General features: G+C 67.5%; 19 protein-coding genes. 12 read left to right on the forward strand and 7 right to left on the reverse strand.

Going from position 1 to position 18,861, the window contains the following annotated elements:
* Positions 1 to 33 precede the first annotated feature (33 nt).
* Positions 34 to 1,257: a S8 family serine peptidase gene (locus tag ABD225_RS14435; RefSeq protein ID WP_344086876.1), complete on the forward strand. Its 1,224-nt coding sequence runs from the start codon at positions 34 to 36 to the stop codon at positions 1,255 to 1,257.
* A 655-nt stretch (positions 1,258 to 1,912) separates the two neighbouring features.
* On the opposite strand, the gene ABD225_RS14440 is transcribed toward ABD225_RS14435, so the two are convergent.
* Entirely contained in the window at positions 1,913 to 2,116 is a 204-nt protein-coding gene (locus ABD225_RS14440) for a hypothetical protein (protein WP_344086879.1), read from the reverse strand.
* A gap of 105 nt (positions 2,117 to 2,221) precedes the next feature.
* Here ABD225_RS14440 and ABD225_RS14445 point away from each other — a divergent pair, with 105 nt between their 5' ends.
* The 6 genes from ABD225_RS14445 (at position 2,222) to pstB (ending at position 8,305) form a co-directional block, all read left to right on the forward strand.
* Positions 2,222 to 2,848, forward strand: a complete 627-nt coding sequence (locus ABD225_RS14445) for a DUF47 domain-containing protein (RefSeq protein WP_344086882.1) — start codon at positions 2,222 to 2,224, stop codon at positions 2,846 to 2,848.
* Positions 2,849 to 2,855: 7 nt separating this feature from the next.
* Entirely contained in the window at positions 2,856 to 3,851 is a 996-nt protein-coding gene (locus ABD225_RS14450; protein ID WP_344086885.1) for an inorganic phosphate transporter, read from the forward strand.
* Positions 3,852 to 4,211: 360 nt separating this feature from the next.
* The gene (gene pstS, locus ABD225_RS14455; protein WP_344086888.1) at positions 4,212 to 5,369 is read left to right on the forward strand and encodes a phosphate ABC transporter substrate-binding protein PstS; all 1,158 of its coding nucleotides are present in this window, start codon (positions 4,212 to 4,214) and stop codon (positions 5,367 to 5,369) included.
* A 195-nt stretch (positions 5,370 to 5,564) separates the two neighbouring features.
* Positions 5,565 to 6,575, forward strand: a complete 1,011-nt coding sequence (gene pstC, locus ABD225_RS14460; protein ID WP_344086891.1) for a phosphate ABC transporter permease subunit PstC — start codon at positions 5,565 to 5,567, stop codon at positions 6,573 to 6,575.
* Entirely contained in the window at positions 6,572 to 7,492 is a 921-nt protein-coding gene (gene pstA, locus ABD225_RS14465) for a phosphate ABC transporter permease PstA (RefSeq protein WP_344086894.1), read from the forward strand. The genes pstC and pstA overlap by 4 nt, the downstream gene beginning before the upstream one ends.
* Positions 7,493 to 7,528: 36 nt before the next feature.
* On the forward strand, positions 7,529 to 8,305 hold the full coding sequence (pstB, locus tag ABD225_RS14470) for a phosphate ABC transporter ATP-binding protein PstB (protein ID WP_344086897.1): 777 nt from the start codon (positions 7,529 to 7,531) through the stop codon (positions 8,303 to 8,305).
* Between the two features lie 72 nt (positions 8,306 to 8,377).
* Here pstB and ABD225_RS14475 read toward each other — a convergent pair whose 3' ends face one another.
* The 4 genes from ABD225_RS14475 to ABD225_RS14490 are packed head-to-tail and all read right to left on the reverse strand — an operon-like array spanning position 8,378 to position 13,235.
* Complete coding sequence (locus ABD225_RS14475) at positions 8,378 to 9,319, reverse strand: NUDIX hydrolase (RefSeq protein WP_344086900.1); 942 nt, start codon at positions 9,317 to 9,319, stop codon at positions 8,378 to 8,380.
* An 8-nt stretch (positions 9,320 to 9,327) separates the two neighbouring features.
* Positions 9,328 to 11,625 (reverse strand): RNA degradosome polyphosphate kinase, encoded by a 2,298-nt coding sequence (locus ABD225_RS14480; RefSeq protein ID WP_425564450.1) that lies wholly within the window; start codon positions 11,623 to 11,625, stop codon positions 9,328 to 9,330.
* A 13-nt stretch (positions 11,626 to 11,638) separates the two neighbouring features.
* The gene (mshD, locus tag ABD225_RS14485; protein ID WP_344086903.1) at positions 11,639 to 12,541 is read right to left on the reverse strand and encodes a mycothiol synthase; all 903 of its coding nucleotides are present in this window, start codon (positions 12,539 to 12,541) and stop codon (positions 11,639 to 11,641) included.
* Entirely contained in the window at positions 12,534 to 13,235 is a 702-nt protein-coding gene (locus ABD225_RS14490) for a winged helix-turn-helix transcriptional regulator (RefSeq protein ID WP_344086906.1), read from the reverse strand. Before ABD225_RS14490 ends, mshD begins: the two co-directional genes overlap by 8 nt.
* Before the next feature lie 21 nt (positions 13,236 to 13,256).
* On the opposite strand from ABD225_RS14490, the gene ABD225_RS14495 reads away from it, so the two are divergent.
* Together ABD225_RS14495 and ABD225_RS14500 are read left to right on the forward strand one after the other, a co-directional pair.
* Positions 13,257 to 13,571, forward strand: a complete 315-nt coding sequence (locus ABD225_RS14495) for a MoaD/ThiS family protein (protein ID WP_344086908.1) — start codon at positions 13,257 to 13,259, stop codon at positions 13,569 to 13,571.
* 179 nt (positions 13,572 to 13,750) lie between these two features.
* The gene (locus tag ABD225_RS14500; RefSeq protein WP_344086911.1) at positions 13,751 to 14,551 is read left to right on the forward strand and encodes a hypothetical protein; all 801 of its coding nucleotides are present in this window, start codon (positions 13,751 to 13,753) and stop codon (positions 14,549 to 14,551) included.
* A gap of 113 nt (positions 14,552 to 14,664) precedes the next feature.
* Here ABD225_RS14500 and ABD225_RS14505 read toward each other — a convergent pair whose 3' ends face one another.
* Positions 14,665 to 15,033, reverse strand: coding sequence for a DsrE family protein (locus ABD225_RS14505; protein ID WP_344086914.1), 369 nt, complete (start codon positions 15,031 to 15,033; stop codon positions 14,665 to 14,667).
* A gap of 148 nt (positions 15,034 to 15,181) precedes the next feature.
* Between ABD225_RS14505 and ABD225_RS14510 the strand changes: the two genes are divergently transcribed.
* Entirely contained in the window at positions 15,182 to 15,673 is a 492-nt protein-coding gene (locus ABD225_RS14510; RefSeq protein ID WP_344086917.1) for a heme-binding beta-barrel domain-containing protein, read from the forward strand.
* Between the two features lie 157 nt (positions 15,674 to 15,830).
* Here the strand turns inward: ABD225_RS14510 and ABD225_RS14515 are convergent, their stop codons facing one another.
* Positions 15,831 to 16,850: an LCP family protein gene (locus tag ABD225_RS14515; RefSeq protein WP_344086920.1), complete on the reverse strand. Its 1,020-nt coding sequence runs from the start codon at positions 16,848 to 16,850 to the stop codon at positions 15,831 to 15,833.
* Positions 16,851 to 16,932: 82 nt separating this feature from the next.
* Between ABD225_RS14515 and ygfZ the strand changes: the two genes are divergently transcribed.
* Both ygfZ and ABD225_RS14525 read left to right on the forward strand, forming a co-directional pair.
* Positions 16,933 to 17,973 (forward strand): CAF17-like 4Fe-4S cluster assembly/insertion protein YgfZ, encoded by a 1,041-nt coding sequence (gene ygfZ / locus ABD225_RS14520; protein WP_344086923.1) that lies wholly within the window; start codon positions 16,933 to 16,935, stop codon positions 17,971 to 17,973.
* 49 nt (positions 17,974 to 18,022) lie between these two features.
* Complete coding sequence (locus ABD225_RS14525) at positions 18,023 to 18,847, forward strand: beta-keto acid cleavage family enzyme (RefSeq protein WP_344086926.1); 825 nt, start codon at positions 18,023 to 18,025, stop codon at positions 18,845 to 18,847.
* Positions 18,848 to 18,861 lie beyond the last annotated feature (14 nt).

The raw sequence follows: 18,861 nt of genomic DNA on the forward strand, positions 1-18,861 counted from the left end.
CGACCACCACGAAGGAGGAGATCAACGCGCGTCATGACACACCCATCCACAACTCTTGACAATTGCTCCATCGACTGGCTCAGCTACGAGTACGGCGTACTCATCATCGTCTCGGTAGGCAATCATCCCCGACTCAGACTGACGCCGAGCAACTCACGCGAGATCGCCGACCTGGTAGGCGAAGATCGACGACAAGCCATCCTTGATGCTCAGCAACGTGAGCAGAACAACCGCCGCCCGCTCGCTCCAGCTGAATCGGTCAACGCTCTCACAGTGGGCGCCCTGCATGACGACGCATCGGGCGCGGACCCGCGGGGCTACGCGCTTGACCCGACAGACGGGCTGCCGAGCCTCAGCCCGATCTCTGCGACTGGGAGCGGCTATCGGCGGAGCATCAAACCTGATCTCGTCGCGAACGGCGGCCGAGTGATCTTCCGCGACCCGCCGACGCCTGAGGATTCCGTCTCCTTCACCAGCCTGTCGTCATTGGGGCCGGGGATTCGCGTCGCAACTCCGGCACAGAACAAGGAAGTATTCATCGCTGGCACCAGCCCCGCCGCAGCGCTGGTCACTCGACAGGCGGCCCGAATCCACGATCTCATCGAGCAGATCACCGCCGGACGCACGATCACCCGCCGCCAGCGAGCATCAGCGATCAAGGCGCTCCTCGTGCACGGCACGGGCTTCGTCCACGATCTGTCGACGCAACCGCTGGCTCCCGAAGCTGCGCTGGGCAACGGCAGCATCCAACGAGACTTTGCCGACGGGTGCGCAACCAACGAAGCCGTCGTGCTCTTCGTTGGCTCGATTGGTGCGGCACAAGAACAAGAACTACTCTTCCCTCTTCCGGATGGTCTCAATGTCCGCGAGGCCAAGCGAATCGACGCAACGCTCGCCTGGCTCAGCCCAGTCAACTGGCGACACCGTCAGTACCGGCGTGCCGCAATGTCCTTCGTCAAGCCGGCCGGCTCGATACCCAAGCTGCAAACTCCCAGTGGTCTCTCCTCCGACACCACCACTCGTGGTGCCGCAACCGTGCAGCACCAATCGTGGGAGCTGAACAGCACATTTGGCTCTGGCCAGGGATCGAACATGGTCGTCCGAGTCAAGTGCTTCGAGCAAGCCGGAGGACTCGCGGGCCAGGAGGTGGACTTCGCCGTCGCCCTGTCCCTCTGGGTCGCTCCGACCGTGAACGTGGACATTTACAATCAGGTCAAGACTCAGGTTGAGACCCGAGTTGCTGTTCGCCCGCAGTAGCGAAAGATGATCGCGGTTCGGTAGTGCGTCGTCGACAACTGTGCGTAGTTCAAGCCCTCAGATCGATTCACATCTTTTGCGTCGACATTGTTTGTGGCGTTGGAACGGGGCGAGTAGTGCGAAGCGCCTCCCGCGACCGAGCACGCATGCTCCTGAAACCGGGGCGATCGAAGCGCCCTGCGCTCTGACTATCGTGACTGACGTCCACTTGGCCGGACTGTGACCCCCTCAGCGACGAGTGCACGTCGGACCGCTTGTTGGCTGACCTGGAACCGCAACCCGACCTCCATCAGGCTCAACCCTCCGGCATATAGCTCGACCGCTTCGGCGAAGTCGCACGCGTCAAGGCCGCGGCGGCGGATCGGGACAGAACGGCGGACCAGATGCGCAGCGGCAGTGCGGCGATGGATGCTGAACCGCTCGCCTAGCTCCACCAGGGTCGCGCCCGCCTCGTAGCGGGCCACCAACTCGTCCACCTGCGTCGGGCTCAGAAAGGTTTGAGTCATCCCAACTGCACGCACCATCCGCCCCCGCGAGTCCTCTACGGACGGTTCCGACGGCCTCCGATCCCGCCGGTAGACTCCCTGTGACCTGCGAGAAGACACCGTTCTCAGGGCCGGGCAGGGGTTCTCGAACTCTCTACGGAGGTCCACGCTCAGCCTGTGACAGCCGCCGCGGCGGGCGCGGGCGCGTCCAGAGAGTCTGCGGCCTGCTGGCGGGTCACGCCGAGCGCCTCGTCGATGGCTCCCTGGTCCATGGAGCCCTGCGCATTGGAGATGGCTGTTCGGACGCCGGAGAGCAAGACTGACTCAGTGGTGAAGGTGTCCTCGTCGCCCCTCGTCGGCGTCTCTTGTCCCATAGCTGACACCATAAAACGGCGCCTGGGCACGACGGGGAGATAGCGCCTGGTCTTCCCCGATTACGATGTGGCACAGATCGTGTCCGTCCGACCTGGGGAGAGCCGGTGGGTTTCCGACTAACCCCGCGCAATGACGACCTCTTCTCCGCTCTTTTCGCGCAAAGCGCCCAGCTGCTGGTCGAGGGCGCCCGGCTTTTGACCGATCTCCTGGCCGCCGACGAGGCCACCCGCCCCGAAGTCGCCGCCCGGATGAGGGACGTCGAGCACCGCGCCGACGAAACCACCCACGAGATCATCGCCACCGTCGACGGCTCGTTCGTGACGCCATACGACCGCGCCGACATGCACGCCCTCGCGGCCCGCCTCGACGACTGCCTCGACCACATGGATCGCGGCGTCGACCTGATCGATGCCTACCATCTGGCCGCCCTCCCCGAGCGCTCCGCGACGCAGATCCAGGTCATCGCCCGGATGGCGGAACTGACCGTGAGCGTCCTCGGTGCGCTGCGGGACGCCGAGCGGGTCCGGGAGTATGTCGTGGAGATCAACCGCCTGGAGAACCAGGCCGATCGTGAGCACCGCCGCATCCGGGCCGGCCTGCTCGGCGGCGATCCGGACCAGGTGCTGGAGATCCTCAAAGTCCTCGATGTCGTCGACGCCCTCGAAGCGGTGAGCAATGGCTTCGAACAGGTCGCGCACGTGATCGAGGTCATCTCGATGAAGGCCTCCTGAGCTCGTCGTGGACTGGCTGCCCACGGCGAGTGTCGTCGCGCTCGCCCTCGCGTTCACCTACACGAACGGTTTCCACGACTCCGCCAATGCGGTGGCCACCTCAGTCTCGACCCGCGCCCTCACGCCGCGCGTGGCCGTCACCCTGGCCGCCGCCGCCAATCTCATCGGCGCCTTCTTCGGTGCGCGCGTCGCCCAAACCGTCGGCAGCGGCATCATCGAGGCACCGCGCGGCAACTCCGGACTGCTGCTCTGCGCGGCGGCCCTGGTCGGCGCGACCACCTGGAATCTCGTCACCTGGGCGCGCGGCCTGCCGTCCTCCTCCAGCCACGCCCTCGTCGGCGGCCTCGGCGGCGCCGCGCTCGCCGCGGGCAGCGAGGTGCTGTGGGGCGGCGTGACCAAGCTGGTTCTGCTGCCCATGCTCGCCTCCCCGCTCCTCGGCCTGCTTCTGGGGTATGCCGTGATGGCCGCGATCATGTGGGCCTTCCGATCGCGCCCCGCGGCTTCGGTCGCCCGCGGCTTCCGCCTCGCCCAGACGGTGTCGGCGGCCGGGATGGCGTTCGGCCATGGCATGCAGGATGCGGCCAAGACGGCGGGTGTCGTCGTGCTGGCGCTGACCGTCTCGGGTCACCACGCCGACGGATCCGCGGCTATTCCCATCTGGGTGCTGGTGCTCTGCGCGGCGGTGCTCAGTTTGGGGACGTATGCAGGTGGCTGGCGCATCATGCGCACGCTGGGGCAGCGGATCATCGACCTTGAATCGCCGCAGGGCTTCGCCGCCGAGGTCAGCGCGGCGGCGATCTTGTTCGTCGCGACGGCGCTGCGGGCGCCGATTTCGACGACGCAGGCCATCACGGCCGCGATCTTGGGGGCCGGCGCGACGCGCGGGACCAAGGCGGTGCGCTGGCAGGTGGCGCGCGATATCGGCTGGGCGTGGCTGCTGACCTTTCCCGGCGCTGGTTTGCTCGCGGCGCTGAGCTGGTACGCGTTGCATCTGCTCGCCTGACCTGACCGCTCGCACCCGGACCTGACCGGCTGCGGGCCGGCCTGAGGTCGTCAGTTTCGGCCGAGGTCGTCAGGTTGATGTGACGATCTCAGCCGAAAGTGACGCCCTCGTCACTTTGGGGCCCATGCCGGCGGAAGGTCGGGCCGGGGTTCGGCGTGGTGACGGCCCGGCGGGGGCAGCCGCACCGCATACATCGGTGTCGGCAAGCACGGGAAGGCGCGGCGAAGGCCAAGCATTCCCGGCCCGTTCACCAGCCGTTCAACAAAGCGGGACCAGCGCGCCACCAGCGATTCCTACCGTCGAGGACGAGCGAGCCGAACGTAAGGCTCGCCGTCCAAAGACCTAGAGAGGGTCCCTTTCGTGCAGACCATCCACCGCCGCCGCGCCGCCGTGCTCCTGGTTGCCGCAGGCAGCCTTGCCCTCGCCGGGTGTGGGTCGGACAACAACACCGCGAGCTCCTCCAGCTCCTCGGCCTCCGGATCGACCAACAGCTCGAGCACCTCCGGCGAGACGTCGTCCACCGACGCCGCCGCCTGCCCCTCCGGCACGCTGAACGCCGAAGGCTCCTCGGCTCAGAAGAACGCCTTCGAGGAGGTCGTCACGGCATACAACGAGAAGTGCCCCGACCTGACGATCAACTACAACCCGACCGGCTCCGGCACCGGCATCAAGCAGTTCAACGCTGGCCAGGTTGACTTCGCTGGCTCCGACTCGGCGCTGAAGACCGAGGAGAAGGATGGCGTCATCGAGGTCGACGCGGCCAAGAAGCGCTGCGAGTCCGACGCTTGGAATCTCCCGATGGTGATCGGCCCGATCGCCGTGGCCTACAACCTCGACGGCGTCGACAAGCTGGTCCTTGACGCTGCGACCCTGGCGGCGATCTTCCAGGGCGAGATCACGACGTGGAACGACCCCAAGATCGCCGCGCTCAACGACGGCGTGACGCTGCCCAGCACCCCGATCAAGCCCTTCTTCCGCTCGGACGAGTCGGGCACCACGGAGAACTTCACCAAGTACCTCAAGGCCGCGGGCGGCGACGCCTGGGCCGGTGAGCCGGCCAAGTCCTGGACCGGCAAGGGTGAGGGCAAGGAGAAGTCCTCCGGTGTCGCCGACGCCGTCAAGGCCACCGCGGGCGGCATCACCTATGTCGAGCTGTCCTACGCCAAGGACAACGCCCTCGGCATGGCCCAGATCGACAACGGCTCGGGCGCCGTCGAGTTGACCAGCGAGTCGATCGGCAAGTTCATCGCGACGTCCACCGCCGACGGCGAGGGCAACGACCTGCGCCTGAAGCTCGACTACGCCACCAAGGAGGCCGGGGCCTACCCGATCGGCCTGGTGACCTACGAGATCGTCTGCTCGGTCAACAAGGACAAGGAGAAGCAGAACCAGATCAAGTCCTTCCTCACCTACTTCGCCTCCAGCGATGCTCAGACCCTCATTGAGGAGATCGGCTACGCGCCGCTGCCCACTGAGGTTCAGTCCAAGGTTGAGGCCGCCGTCTCGGCCCTGTCCTGATCCGTACCCCACGAAGTTTCCTCGCTCGCAAGCTCGCTCCGGTACTTCGCGGGGACCCCATCCCGGGGTTTCGCAAGAGGGGCTAGCACGCAGCACGACCACGGGCGACGCGGCCCGGCCGGGAAGCCTCACCGGCCGGGCCCGTCGCACATCCGCATACGACATCGACATACGACAACGGAAGGTGAGCCAGCCATGCAGAGCGTGACCGGCGTCTCCATCGCCGACGAGACACCCGGGGCCCACGGACAGTCACCGCTCGCCGGCGACGGCGCGGGAACCGGCCGCCTCGGCGACCGACTCTTTGGCGGCGCCGCCATTGGCGCGGGCGCCATCGTCGTCGGCCTTGTCACGTTGATCGGGGTTTTCCTGCTATCGCAGGCGATCCCGTCGCTGATGAAGAACGAGGCGAACTTCCTCACCTCCACTGAATGGAGCGTCGGCGGTGATCACCCGCGTTTCGGCATCCTGCGTTTGCTGTGGGTAACCGTCCTGTCCTCGCTGATGGCGCTGGCCATCGCCGTGCCGATCGGGATTGCCGTCGCCTTGTTCATCACCAACTACGCCCCGAAGTGGCTCTCCAAACCCGCCGCGTCCACCGTCGACCTGCTCGCGGCCGTGCCCTCGATCATCTTCGGCCTGTGGGGGCTTCGAGTCCTCGGTCCGCATACGGACGGCATCCAGAACTTCTTGCGGGACAACCTTGGGTGGTTCCCGCTTTTCAAAGAGACGACCGTCGGGAGTAGCACGACGATCTTCCTCGCGGGCATCGTCCTCGCGATCATGATTTTGCCGATCATCACCGCGCTGTCACGCGAAGTCTTCGCGCAGACCCCGCCAACTCACAAGGAGGGGGCGCTGGCCCTCGGCGCCACGAAATGGGAGATGATCCGCACCGCGGTCCTGCCCTTCGGCAAGCCCGGTGTCATCTCCGCCGCGATGCTCGGCCTCGGCCGCGCTCTCGGCGAGACGGTCGCCGTGATGATCCTGATCTCCTCTCTCGCCCAGGGCACGGCCTTCTCGTTCAGCCTCTTCGATGGGGGCGAAACCTTCGCCTCAAAGATCGCCCTTGGCGCCGGCGAGTTCGACACTCCGCAGAAGACGGGCGCCTATATCGCCGCCGGCCTGGTGCTCTTCATCCTCACCTTCATCGTCAACGCCATCGCCCGCATCGTCATCGAGCGTCGGAAGGCCTTCACCGAATGACCGCCATTACCAACGACTTTCCGCGGGATCATCCTGTGGTCGAGACCCGCGGCCTCGACCTCGGTGGCAAGAGCGGTGGCCGCGCGCTGAAGAACTCCATCGCGACATTCGTCATGTGGGCCGCCTTCGCCATCGCCGTCATCCCACTGGTGTGGATCCTCGTCACGGTCGCGGTCAAGGGCGGCCACCTCATCCTCGACTCCACCTGGTGGACCAACTCCCAACAGGGAGTCACGGCCCGACGCGAGGGCGGCGGCGCCGTCCACGCCATCCAGGGCACCCTGATTCAGGGCCTGGTGACCGCACTGATTTCGGTGCCGATCGGGGTGCTGACCGCGGTCTACCTCGTGGAGTATGGCCGCGGCCGGTTCGCCCGGACCGTCAGCTTCATGGTCGACATCCTCACCGGCGTGCCGTCCATCGTCGCGGGCTTGTTCATCTATGCCGTCTTTGTCAACGCCTTCGGCTTCCAGCGCTCGGGCATCTTCGTCTGCTTCGCGCTGACCCTGCTGATGATCCCGGTCGTCGTCCGCTCGACCGAGGAAATGCTCAAGCTCGTCCCGAACGAGTTGCGGGAGGCGGCATACGCCCTGGGCGTGCCGAAGTGGAAGACGATCTTTTCGGTCGTCCTGCCGACGGCCTTCTCCGGAATCATCACCGGCGTCCTGCTCGGCCTGGCCCGAGTGATGGGCGAGACAGCTCCGCTGCTGATCCTTGGGCCCTACACCAAGGCCATCGCGACCGATCTCTTCGGCGGCAATATGGCGACGCTTCCGACGATGATCAACCAGGACCGCGACCAGGCGGTGACGCACCCGGCATACGACCGGATCTGGGCGGCCGCGCTCACGCTGATCCTGCTCATCCTCCTGCTCAACCTGCTGGGCCGGCTCGCGAGCCGCTTCAGCAAGGTCTGACCCCGACCCCCAACCCAGACAAGGGCGATCCCCACCATGGCCAAGCGCATCGACGTCAGCGACCTGGACATCTTCTATGGCAGCTTCAAGGCCGTTGAGGGCGTCTCGATGAGCATCGAACCCCGCGCCGTCACCGCCTTCATCGGCCCGTCCGGCTGCGGCAAATCCACGGTGCTGCGCACCCTCAACCGGATGCACGAAGTCATCCCCGGCGGCCGAGTCGAGGGCAAGGTGCTCCTCGACGGCCAAGACCTCTACGCCAAGGATGTCGACCCGGTCGGCGTGCGCCGCACCGTCGGTATGGTCTTCCAGCGGCCGAATCCCTTCCCCACCATGACGATTCGCGACAATGTCGCGGCGGGGCTGAAGCTCAATGGCGTCAAGAGCAAGGGTCGGCTCGATGAGGTCGTCGAGAAGTCGCTCAAGGGCGCCAACCTGTGGAATGAGGTCAAGGACCGGCTCGACAAGCCGGGAGCCGGCCTGTCCGGCGGGCAGCAGCAGCGTCTCTGCATCGCGCGCGCGATCGCCGTGGAGCCGCAGGTGCTGCTGATGGATGAGCCGTGCTCGGCGCTCGACCCGATCTCCACGCTCGCGATCGAGGACTTGATCAACGACCTGAAAGAGCGCTACACGATCGTCATCGTGACGCACAACATGCAGCAGGCGGCCCGCGTCTCGGACCAGACGGCCTTCTTCAACCTCAAGGCCACCGGCCAGCCGGGCAAGCTCGTCGAGATCGACTCCACGAGCCGAATCTTCAACAACCCCAGCGAAAAAGCCACCGAGGACTACATCTCCGGCCGCTTCGGGTGAGCCGCTGACAATCCCCTGACCGGGCGCGGCGATCGGCGGGCAGGGGGCGCCGATCGCCGTGCCGCTTTGCGATCAGGGAGTATGCCGTTCCGCGGCAACGATTTTCGCGCCGGCTCCGGTGCCACTCAGGTGGCAGACGATCGCCTCGCCCTTGTCCATGCCCAGCTCGATCGACTCCTGAAGCAGCGCCGCCACATCGGCGTCGGCGGCGACCTCGAGCAGTTGCCCAAGGATCGCCGGCAGCAAGGGCCGGTGGGAGCACAGGGCGGTCGGTCGACCACGGCGGATCACCTTGCGCACGGTCTTCAGCGCGCGCTCGGGGTTCTTGTCGAAGACCTCTTCAGACAGCGAATCCCGCAGCTTCAGGGCTGTCTTGCCCGCGCGCGCATAGGGCGCCAGGGTGTCGCGGCAGCGGACGCTGGAACTGCTCACGGCGCGCAGCGGGCCGTATGCCGTCAGGACCGGCACGAGTGCCTCAGCTCGCGCCTGCCCGTCCGGGTCCAGGGGGCGCAACCAGTCCTTCTGCGACCACTTGGAGCGGGGGAGTGCGGTCGCGTGCCGGACGATGATCAGCGGCCAGGTGTCGAGCTCACCGGCCCGGTGCATCGCGACGAGGGCAAGCAATTGGTCCCGGTCACGGGCATAGTCCAGGGCCGCATGCGCTTGGGTCGGCGACATCCACGCGACTTTGTCGATCTCGTTGCGGGGCTTGCCACTTCCGCCGGTAATCGTCGATGCCCAGTAGCGCACGGACTTCACGGCGAAGGTGTGATCCCGCTCCAAGATTTGGTAGCGCGCGTCGGGCAGCGGGCGCCCGAGGCGGACCATGAAGTCCGTCTCCTCGAAGGTCTCGCGGGCGGCGGCGATGGCGTAATCCTCGCCCGGGTCGAGCTTGCCTTTGGCCCAGGACCAGTCGTCATACCGCGGGCGATGCACCAGCAGGACTTGCAGTTCACCGTCGACGACGCGCCACGGCAGCGTGCCGGCGGCGGGGACCGAACGAGAAGGAGGCATGCCAGGACTTAGCGGCTGGCCCGACGACGGCGCTTCGCGTAGAGCTCGATGAGGTCGGCTTGAATGTCCGCCAGCGGCCCGGAATCGCCGCGGTGGAAACGCACCCAGCGCCCGTCCGGCCCGAGGCGCCAGTGGGCGTAGCGGTCGCTGCGGCCGCGCTCCATCAGGGCCATCACCTCGCGCGTGTGGTGCGGGTTCAGTTGGACGAGGGCCTCGACGCGGCGATCGAGATTGCGGTGCATCATGTCGGCGCTGCCGATGAAAGCGATGGGTTGCCCGCCGCCGCCGAAGACGAAGACGCGGGAGTGTTCGAGGAAGCGCCCGAGCACCGAGCGCACCTCGATATTCTCCGAGACGCCGGGCAGGCCGGGACGCAGGGCGCAGATGCCGCGCACCCAGATCTGCACCTCGACGCCGGCTTGCGAGGCGCGATAGAGCGCATCGATGAGCTTCTCGTCGACAATGCTGTTGACCTTCAACCCGATTCGGCCACCAGCCCCGGATCGTGCGTGCTCGATCTCGGCGTCGATGAGGTCAATCAGGCCGGAGCGCACCGACCGCGGCGCGACGAGCAGCCGCTTGAACCGGCTGCGCGGGGCGAGGCCGGAGAGCTGGTTGAACAGCCGGGTCAGGTCCTCCCCGACGACCGGGTCACACGTGAGCAGGCCCAGATCTTCATACAGGCGAGCAGTTTTGGGGTTGTAGTTGCCGGTGCCGATATGGCAGTAGCGCCGCAGACCTTCGGCTTCTTGGCGCACGACGAGCGAGAGCTTGCAGTGCGTCTTCAAGCCCACGATGCCATAGACGACATGCACCCCGGCGTGCTCCAGCTTGCGGGCCCAGGAGATGTTGTTCTCCTCATCGAAGCGAGCCTTGATCTCGACGAGCGCCAGCACCTGCTTGCCCGCAGCGGCGGCATCGATGAGCGCGTCGATGATCGGACTGTCACCGGAGGTGCGATAGAGCGTCTGCTTGATCGCCAGCACGTGCGGGTCGGCTGCGGCCTGGCCGATGAAGGCCTGCACCGAGGTGGAGAAACTGTCATACGGGTGGTGCAGCAGGATGTCCTGCTTGCGGATGCTCGCGAAGATGTCGCGGGCCTTGGCCGACTCCGTCGGGGCCAGATCGGCATTGGTGCGCGGGACGAAGCGCTCGTAGTGCAAATCGGAGCGGTCGATGTCCGCGACGATATTGAGGGCGCGCAAATCCAGCGGCTCGGGCAGTTTGTAGACCTCGCTGGCGCTGACGCCGAGTTCGCGCACGAGCAGGTCGAGCACATGCTCATCCATCTCGGCATCGACTTCGAGGCGGATCGGCGGACCGAACCGGCGCCGAGTCAACTCCCGCTCCAGCGCCGTCAGCAGATTTTCGGCGTCATCCTCCTCGACCTCAAGATCCTCATTGCGGGTGACGCGGAAGGTGAAGCTCTCCAGCACGACCATGCCGGGGAAGAGTTGGTCGAGATGGGCCGAGATGAGGTCTTCGAGCGGGACGAAACGGGTGTCGAAGAGTTCGTCGACAGAGGTCTCGTCGGCTACCTCGACCTTGACCAGCCGGGGAAGCATCTCGGGGACCTTGACCCGCGCGAAATGCTCCTTCTCCGACTTGGGGTTCATGAGCACGACGGCGAGGTTCAGCGAGAGCCCGGAGATATAGGGGAACGGGTGCGCCGGGTCGACGGCCAAGGGGGTCAGGACCGGGAAGATGTTGTCGGTGAAGTAGCCGGTGAGCCGGGTCTGCTCGCCATCGCTGAGTTCGTCCCAGCGCACCAGCGAAATGCCCTCATCCTCCAGCGCGGGCCGGATCTGCTCGTGGAAGATTTGCGACTGTGCCGCAAGGAGTTCCGCGCTGACGGCCGAGATCTTTTCCAGCACTTCGCGCGGCTCCAGGCCGGACGCGGAGCGGATGGCGATGCCGGTGGCGATGCGGCGTTTCAAGCCGGCGACCCGCACCATGAAGAATTCGTCAAGATTGCTGCTGAAGATCGCGAGGAAGCGGGCGCGCTCCAGCAGCGGCAGGTCCGGGTCGGCGGCCAACTGCAGAACGCGCTCGTTGAACTGCAGCCAGGAGACCTCACGGTCCAGGAAGCGGTCCTCGGGCAGTCCCTTGTGATTGACGACCTGACCGCCGGCGCGGACGAAGCGGCCATTGGGGGCGCGCAGCGGCATCCGGGAACTTGCCGTCGCGGCAAAGGTGATATCCCCGAGCGGGGCACCGTCGATCTCGGGCATGGCGGCCTGGGTGCCGTCGTCGAGTTCGGTGAGGTCCCACTCGCCCGCGGGTCGCACGTCGTGGGGGGTCGTCATACCCGACATCTTGTCAGGCTGGGCGGGCTGCGGACACCGGCGCGTACTGCGCGTGCACTTCCAGGTCGGTGAAGCCGAGGCGGCGATAGGTGCGCAGGGCGGCGGTGTTGTCGTCGTCGACATAGAGCACGACCGAGCGCAGACCGCGCGCGGCCAGATGGGCCAGGCCGGCGGCGGTCAGGGGAGCGGCCAGCCCGCGGCCATGGACGGCGGGGTCGAGGGCGACGACAGACACCTCCCCGGCGGGCACGGGCGAGCCGTCGGCGGCGGGTGCACGCTCGGCCGGATCGACCTTGGTCCAGTGCGATCCGATGACAGCGCCGCTGGCGTCGGTGAGCAGCAGTAGGCCCGCAGGGTCGAACCAGTCCTGGGCGATCAGTCGGTCCAGATCGTTGCGGGTGACGCGGCCCTGCTCGGGATGGTCGGCGAACGCCAGCGCATTGATCCGCAGCCAGTCGGCCTCGTCCTGGCCGGGCACGAAGCCGCGTATGCCGTAACCCTCCGGCAGTGTGACCGGCGCGGAATCCTCCTCTGCGAGAGGGCGACTGAGCTTGCGCAGGATGCGCACCGGCTCCCAGCCGACGCTCGCGGCGAGGGCGCGGGCGGCGGGGAGGTCACCGTGCGCCCATACGGCCGCCGCACCCTGTCCGGCGAGGTTGGTGAGGAGGTTTCGTCCGTGCCCGGCGCGCCGGTGCGCCGGGTGGACCACTAGCTCACCTTGGCGCTCCCGACCGAGCTGGGCGTATGCCGCCAGCTCACCCCCCTGCCATACCAGCAGGTGGCGCACGCTCTCGTGGAGGAGGTCGAGGTCGAGCAGAGTGCGTTCGGAGAGCGGCCGGACGCCGTCGGCGCTGTTCGCGGCATCGGCCAGGTCGTGGACGGCCGCGTGGTCGGCAGCGGACAGCGGCTTAGGCATCGGCATCGGCGTGCGCGGGGAACTCCTCCGGCACAAAGCGATAGCCGACATTGCGAACCGTGCCGATCAGCACTTCATAGTCGCCGCCGAGCTTCGCGCGCAGTCGGCGGATATGGACATCGACGGTGCGGGTGCCGCCGAAATAGTCGTAGCCCCAGACTTCTTGCAGCAATTGCGCCCGGGTGAAGACGCGGCTCGGGTGCTGGGCGAGGTATTTGAGGAGCTCGAATTCCTTATAGGTCAGGTCCAGCGCGCGGCCGCCGATGCGGGCGGAATAGCTCGCCTCGTCGATGACCAGATTGCCCGAAGTGATCGGCGCTTCATCCACCTCGGGCTCGACGAGGACGACCCTTCCGGACGCCAGGCGCAGGCGCGCCTCGACCTCGGCGGGCCCGGCGGTGTCGAGCAGGACGTCATCGACGCCCCAATCGGCCGTGACGCCGGCCAGCCCGCCCTCGGTGAGGATGGCGATGAGCGGCACCGAGACGCCCGTGGTGCGCAGGATACGGGTCAGGCTGCGGGCATAGGCCAGGTCGCGGCGAGCATCGACGAGCAGGGCGTCGCACGGGGGTGCCTGGACCAGGGCGCTTGCCTCCGCGGGCAGGATGCGCACCTGGTGGCTGAGCAAGGACAGGGCTGGCAGGACCTCGGCGCTCGGGGCGAGCGCATTGGTCAACAACAGCAGCCGGGCCATGACAAGGCAGGATAGGCGGTGATGAGCAACGACCTCCGAATCGATCAGTACACGGAACCGCCGCTGGGCGCTGCTGCCGCGCCCCCTCGAGAGGCCGGCGGGAGCGTGACCGCGCGCTATTGGGCCGGCGCGCAGGCGGCCGCGGGCGTCGCGACCGAGGACCTGCCGGCGGGCAGCGTGGCCGAGATCGTCGCTGCCGCGTCGGCCCGGCATCCGGATGCTGTCGCCGTCCTGGGGGTCTGCGCCGTGCTCGTCGACGGGATCGCCGCCACGCCGGACACCCTCGTCGCCCCCGGCGCGACGATCGAGTTCCTGCCGCCCTTCGCCGGCGGCTGACCGCGCCCCTGTCTCGCGGGCCCGCGGGACCCGTCCGGGGCCGCTTGTTGGGGGGGTGCTCATTTCTCTCCGGATGTCGGTTGTCTGCACGTCAACCCGCTAGAAAGCACCTCGAAGCGCAGACAACCCGCGGCGAGGGGTGACCGATGCGAGCCTCGGGCGGTGAGAGGATGGCCGCCGTGTCCGAGGCGTCCGCGATAGCCACCGAATCGGAGCCGCGTCCGAGCGCCGCGGCCCGGGCCCGATCTGTGCCGACGCTCATCGCGTGCCTTGCTGGGGCAGCGCTGCTGACGGTCAGCGAACCGGCCGGCGCCGTGTTCGTCCTCCTCGCCCTCACGCTGGCCGTGCTGCTCCTGATCTGGGGCTGGCCGATTCTCACCGACTCGCCGGAACCGACGGGGACCCGACTGAGCCTGGCGGTGACGGCCGCCGCCATCGTGCTGGCCGGCTATCAAGCCCCCTACGGAATTGCCTTGCGCCACCTGCCCGTGGCCATCGCGGTCGGCTTGATCGCCGCTTTTCTCATGCAGTTGGTGCGCGGTGACATCAAGGCCGGGGTCGTGACGGCGCTGACCAGCGCCGCCGGCGGCCTCACGCTGGTCGCCTCCGTCATGGCCATGGCGGTGCTGCCCGATCTGCGCGGCGCGGATCGCCCGCTGGCGCTCGCCGCCGCCGGAATCGCCGCGGGCTTGTTCGCCGAGCTGCTGCCCGCACGTATGCGGGGCTTGACGCTGCTGGCCGGCACCGCCCTGGGCGCCTGCGGCGGCCTCATCGGAGCGTTGCTCGTGCCTACCTCCGCCACAACGGCTGCGGCGGCGGTGCTCGGCGCGTGCGCCTCCGTTGTTGCGCTAGCGACCCGCGTGGCGCTCGGAGAGTTGCCGGGCAGCCGGTATGCCGTGGCCCCCGCCGTCATCGCCGCCGCCAGCCTGGCCGCGCCCGGCTTCGTCATCGTGACGATCGCCAAGCTGCTGCTGGGCTGACCCGCCGTCGCGGCCGAGCCGGAAGCGGCGCCTCCGGAGAAGCGGACGGCTCAGTGGACGAGCGCTTGCGTGGCCAGGCGCGACGATGCCGCGAGCCTCGTGCGAACTGAGGCTCAATAGACGAGGGCTTGGGTGTCCGGGCGCAGGATCTCTTCGACGAAGGCGGCCGCGCCACGGATCGTGACACCCGGGAGCAGGCCCGCCTCGGTGAGGTCACGGCGGGCGGCGCATTGACTGCATACGGTCACCGAGCCGCCGGCAAGCAACGTTTCAAGGAGGTCCTCCGCCGGGGCGGCGAGGGGCAGCGATAGCTCCGCGGCGCGGCCGGGGACGGCGAGCCAGGCCGCCTCACCGGTCAGCCACAGGCTGACGTCCACGCCACTGGCGAGCGCCGTCGCGGCGACGGTCAGGGCTTGGTTGGCGCGCTCTGCTTCCTCGGCACCTGCGGTGAGCTTGACGACAAGAGCGGTGGCTGACGGCATACGTCCAGGTTCCCACGTCCCGTGCCTCCTCACCGCTCAGCGTCGAGATCGGGAAACACGCCGAGCGTGGGGTGTCGACGTCGGCGTGTTTCCCGAACTCGACGGACAGCCGAGCCCTCGAGCGTGCCCGCGACTACGCTGACGAACTGTGTTCCACCTCGACGAGACCATCCATGAGGACATCCGCCCGCTCGCGTGGCTGATCGGGCGTTGGGAGGGCGCGGGGGTGGTCGGCTATCCGTCGATGGAGTCGCGCAATTTCGGGCAGGAGATCGTCGTCGAACACGACGGCCGGCCCTTCCTGCGGTGGCAAACGCGCAGTTGGCTGCTGCATGAGGATGGCACCATCGACCGCCCGGCCTCGACGGAGATGGGCTTTTGGCGGATGGCCGGGGGCGAGGCGGAACTGCTGCTCACCCACCCGACGGGGATCCTCGAGCTCTATTACGGCACGGCCGAGCCGGCCAAGATCGAGTTGCGCACCGATGGCGTGCTGCGCAGCGCGCATGCGAAGGAGTACAACGCGGCGAGTCGGCTTTATGGCCTGGTCAATTCCAATCTGATGTGGGCCATGGATATGGCGGCCACGGGGCACCCCATGCAGAGCCACGCCTCCGCGGAACTCAAGCGCGTCGAGTAGGCCCGTCGACCGAGTCGACCCCGCTGAGCGATGCCCCCACCGGGCCGCGCTACCGACCGCGCTACCGCCCGGTATTGGTCGCGATCACGACCAATACCAGGCGGTAGCTCAGTAGATAGGCCGCGTCGAGTGGGCCCCTAGGGCAGATGGGGCCGGGTCAGTTCTCGGCGAGGTACTCATCGACCTTGTCGTTTTGCAGCGCCTCGGCCAACCGGTCCATGCGGATCTCGTCGAGGATGTCGATCGCCCCGCCATTGGGGGCGGTGCCATAGCCGCTGAAGGGCGCTGTGATGAAGACGATGTCGTCGGGGCGCAGATTCCGCAAGGACAGCGCCTCGGACCGGATGTAGGAGCCGGACAAGCCCGCGTCCACCGTCATATTGTCCGTCGCGGCATTGATGAAGGTCGTCAGCTTGACCGGGTTCAACAGCACACCGGGGCTGATCGTCTTGACCATCAACGCCTTCACGAAGGCCATCTGACGCCGGCCACGGTCGATATCGCCCTCGCGCAATTGGTAGCGCTCGCGGACGAAGGCCAGCGCCTGCGTGCCATTGAGGTCGTTCCAGCCCTTGACGATTTGCAGGTCACCTTGGGTGCTCGGCTGCTCGGCCCACACGCGCACCCCGCCGACGGCGTCGGTCATCCGCTTGAAGCCCTCGAAGTCGATCTTCGCGGCGTGGTCGACCTTGACCTTGGTGAGATTCTGCAGCGTCTGGGCCAGTAGTGCGCCGCCGCCATAGGCATAGGCGGCGTTGATCTTGTCCTTGGTCCGCCCGGGAATCTGCACATATAGGTCACGCGGGAAGTGGATCAGGTAGACCTTGTCCTTCTTCTTCGTCACGTGAGCCAAGATGATGACGTCGCTGCGGCTGAAGGTTTCCCCCGGCCGCGCATCGGAGCCGATGATGAGATAGTTCGTGCCCGCGTCCGTCACGAGGGTCTCACCGCCCGATCCGGTGCCCTCGCCGGTGCCGCCGCCGTCATTCGAGCCGGCGGTCGGCAGGAGGGTGGTGTCGGTCTGGATCGACCCGACCTTGCTGTTCAGATACAGCAGGAAGCCGCCCATCGAGGCCACCGCGAGGAAGGCCATGAGGAGCAAGGCGACCAGGATCCGGCGCCCCCGCCGTCGCGTCCGCGGGGTGGGTTCGGCGCCGTCCGCGTACTGCTCCTGCACCGGGCGATCATACGGTCACCGGCTGGGTGGGACCTGACCGTGCCGGGCGGGCCCTGTCAGTCTGGTCTGCGACGATGGTTGTATGCCGTTCGCTCCCGTCACCCTCGCACCCTCGCCCCTGCTGGGGCGGCCGGGGGCCGTCGCGGGTGACGGGGTGGATGCCACCGTCGCCGCGCACTACGGGGATCCGCTGCGCGAACAGCGGCTGCTGATCGAGGGGTTGGCTGCCGTCGATCTGTCGAATCGCGATGTCCTCACCATCACCGGGCCGGATCGCCTGACGTGGTTGCATTCCATGACGACCCAGCACCTGACCGGGCTGGCCCCGTGGACCTCCCGCGAGTCGCTGGTCCTGTCACCCAAGGGTCACATCGAGCACGATCTACATCTCGTCGACGACGGCGAGCGCGTGTGGATCACGCTCGAGCCGGGCACCGGGGTTGCGCTCGCCGAGTGGCTGGACAGGATGCGTTTCATGTTGCGGGTCGAGGTCGACCTGGTCACGGCGTCGTATGCCGTGCTGGGCGAGCCGGTCGGGCGCGAGTTCGCCCCCGGTGACCCCGTGGGCGTCGCGGCGTGGCGCGATCCGTGGCCGGATCTGGTGGGGGACACCACGGCATACGGCCCCGCGGAGCACCCCGCTGCCGGCCGCGCGTGGCGCGAGTTGATCGTGCCGCGCGCTGAGCTGGAAAAGGCCGTCGAGGATCGGGCGCTCGCCGGGATGTGGGCCGCGGAGGCCTTGCGGGTGGCGGATTGGCGGCCGCGGGTGGGCTACGAAACCGACCATCGCACGATCCCGCACGAGGTGGATTGGCTGCGCACGGCGGTGCATCTGCACAAGGGCTGCTATCGCGGGCAAGAGACGATCGCGCGCGTCCACAACTTGGGTCGGCCCCCGCGCCGGCTGGTCTTCCTGCACCTTGATGGCTCCGGGCATACCCTCCCGGAGCGCGGCACCCAGCTCACTCTGGACGGGCGTGCCATCGGCCACCTGACCAGCGTGGCGCGGCATTACGAGGATGGACCGATTGCGCTCGCGATGATCAAGCGCAATACCCCGGAGGATGCCGAGCTGCGCGCCGGGGATATCAGTGCGGCGCAAAGCACGATCGTCACGCCCTGACGCGGGGGCCCGGTTCGAGCCGCCGGCGGGGAGCCACGATGATGGGGTCATGAGCACCCTGATCACCGTGGCACCCACCGGCGCCGAGCACGCGAAGGCTGACGTCCCGCAACTCCCCACCACCCTCGAGGAGCTTGTCGAAACGGCCCGCACGTGCGAGGCGGCCGGGGCCGCGATGATCCACCTGCACATCCGCGATGCGGAGCATCAGCCGACCCTCGACCGGGGATATCTCAAGGCGGCGGTCGACGCCGTGCGCGCCGAGACCGACCTGATCATCCAGCTCTCCACCGGCGGTTCGGTCCACGATCCGCTGGAGCAGCGGTTGACCGTGCTCGACGCGGAGCCGGACTCGTGCAGTTTGACCTGTGGCACAACGAATTTCGGCGATGACGTCTTCCTCAACCCCTATGGCTTCATGAGCGACCTCTATGTCCAGGCGCAGGAGCGCGAGGTCGTGCCGGAGTTCGAGCTCTTCGACCTCGGCCATGTCGCCGCGCTCGCGCGGCTGATCGACACGCACGGGCTGCCCTTCGGCGGCATCGTGCATGTTGACTTCGTGACCAATGTGCCCGGAGGTATGCCGGGCACGACCGCCGCGCTGATGGCGGGTGTCGGGATGCTTCCGCGTGAGGTGACCAGTTGGGCGGCCACCGGCATCGGTCGAGCCCACCTGCCGATCATGGCCGCCGCTCTCTCGGCGGGTGGGCATCTGCGCGTCGGGATGGAGGACAACATCATGTATGCCAAGGGTCAGCCGGTGCAGCACAATAGCGAACTCGTCTCTCGCGCAGCGCGATTGGCGACAGAGATGCAGCGACCGCCGATGACCACGCCCGCGGCCCGCGAGGCCTTGGGTGTCAAACGCCGCTGAGCTCTGCTAGAGGT

The organism is Nostocoides veronense (genome assembly GCF_039531185.1).
GTDB lineage: Bacteria > Actinomycetota > Actinomycetes > Actinomycetales > Dermatophilaceae > Nostocoides_A > Nostocoides_A veronense.

Excerpts from the sequence above, each read along its gene's own strand:
- ABD225_RS14435 (WP_344086876.1), top strand. The coding sequence starts at position 34 with ATGACACACCCATCCACAACTCTTGACAATTGCTCCATCGACTGGCTC.
- ABD225_RS14440 (WP_344086879.1), bottom strand. The coding sequence starts at position 2,116 with ATGGGACAAGAGACGCCGACGAGGGGCGACGAGGACACCTTCACCACT.
- pstC (WP_344086891.1), top strand. The coding sequence starts at position 5,565 with ATGCAGAGCGTGACCGGCGTCTCCATCGCCGACGAGACACCCGGGGCC.
- pstA (WP_344086894.1), top strand. The coding sequence starts at position 6,572 with ATGACCGCCATTACCAACGACTTTCCGCGGGATCATCCTGTGGTCGAG.
- pstB (WP_344086897.1), top strand. The coding sequence starts at position 7,529 with ATGGCCAAGCGCATCGACGTCAGCGACCTGGACATCTTCTATGGCAGC.
- ABD225_RS14475 (WP_344086900.1), bottom strand. The coding sequence starts at position 9,319 with ATGCCTCCTTCTCGTTCGGTCCCCGCCGCCGGCACGCTGCCGTGGCGC.
- ABD225_RS14480 (WP_425564450.1), bottom strand. The coding sequence starts at position 11,625 with ATGACGACCCCCCACGACGTGCGACCCGCGGGCGAGTGGGACCTCACC.
- mshD (WP_344086903.1), bottom strand. The coding sequence starts at position 12,541 with ATGCCTAAGCCGCTGTCCGCTGCCGACCACGCGGCCGTCCACGACCTG.
- ABD225_RS14490 (WP_344086906.1), bottom strand. The coding sequence starts at position 13,235 with ATGGCCCGGCTGCTGTTGTTGACCAATGCGCTCGCCCCGAGCGCCGAG.
- ABD225_RS14495 (WP_344086908.1), top strand. The coding sequence starts at position 13,257 with ATGAGCAACGACCTCCGAATCGATCAGTACACGGAACCGCCGCTGGGC.
- ABD225_RS14505 (WP_344086914.1), bottom strand. The coding sequence starts at position 15,033 with ATGCCGTCAGCCACCGCTCTTGTCGTCAAGCTCACCGCAGGTGCCGAG.
- ygfZ (WP_344086923.1), top strand. The coding sequence starts at position 16,933 with ATGCCGTTCGCTCCCGTCACCCTCGCACCCTCGCCCCTGCTGGGGCGG.
- ABD225_RS14525 (WP_344086926.1), top strand. The coding sequence starts at position 18,023 with ATGAGCACCCTGATCACCGTGGCACCCACCGGCGCCGAGCACGCGAAG.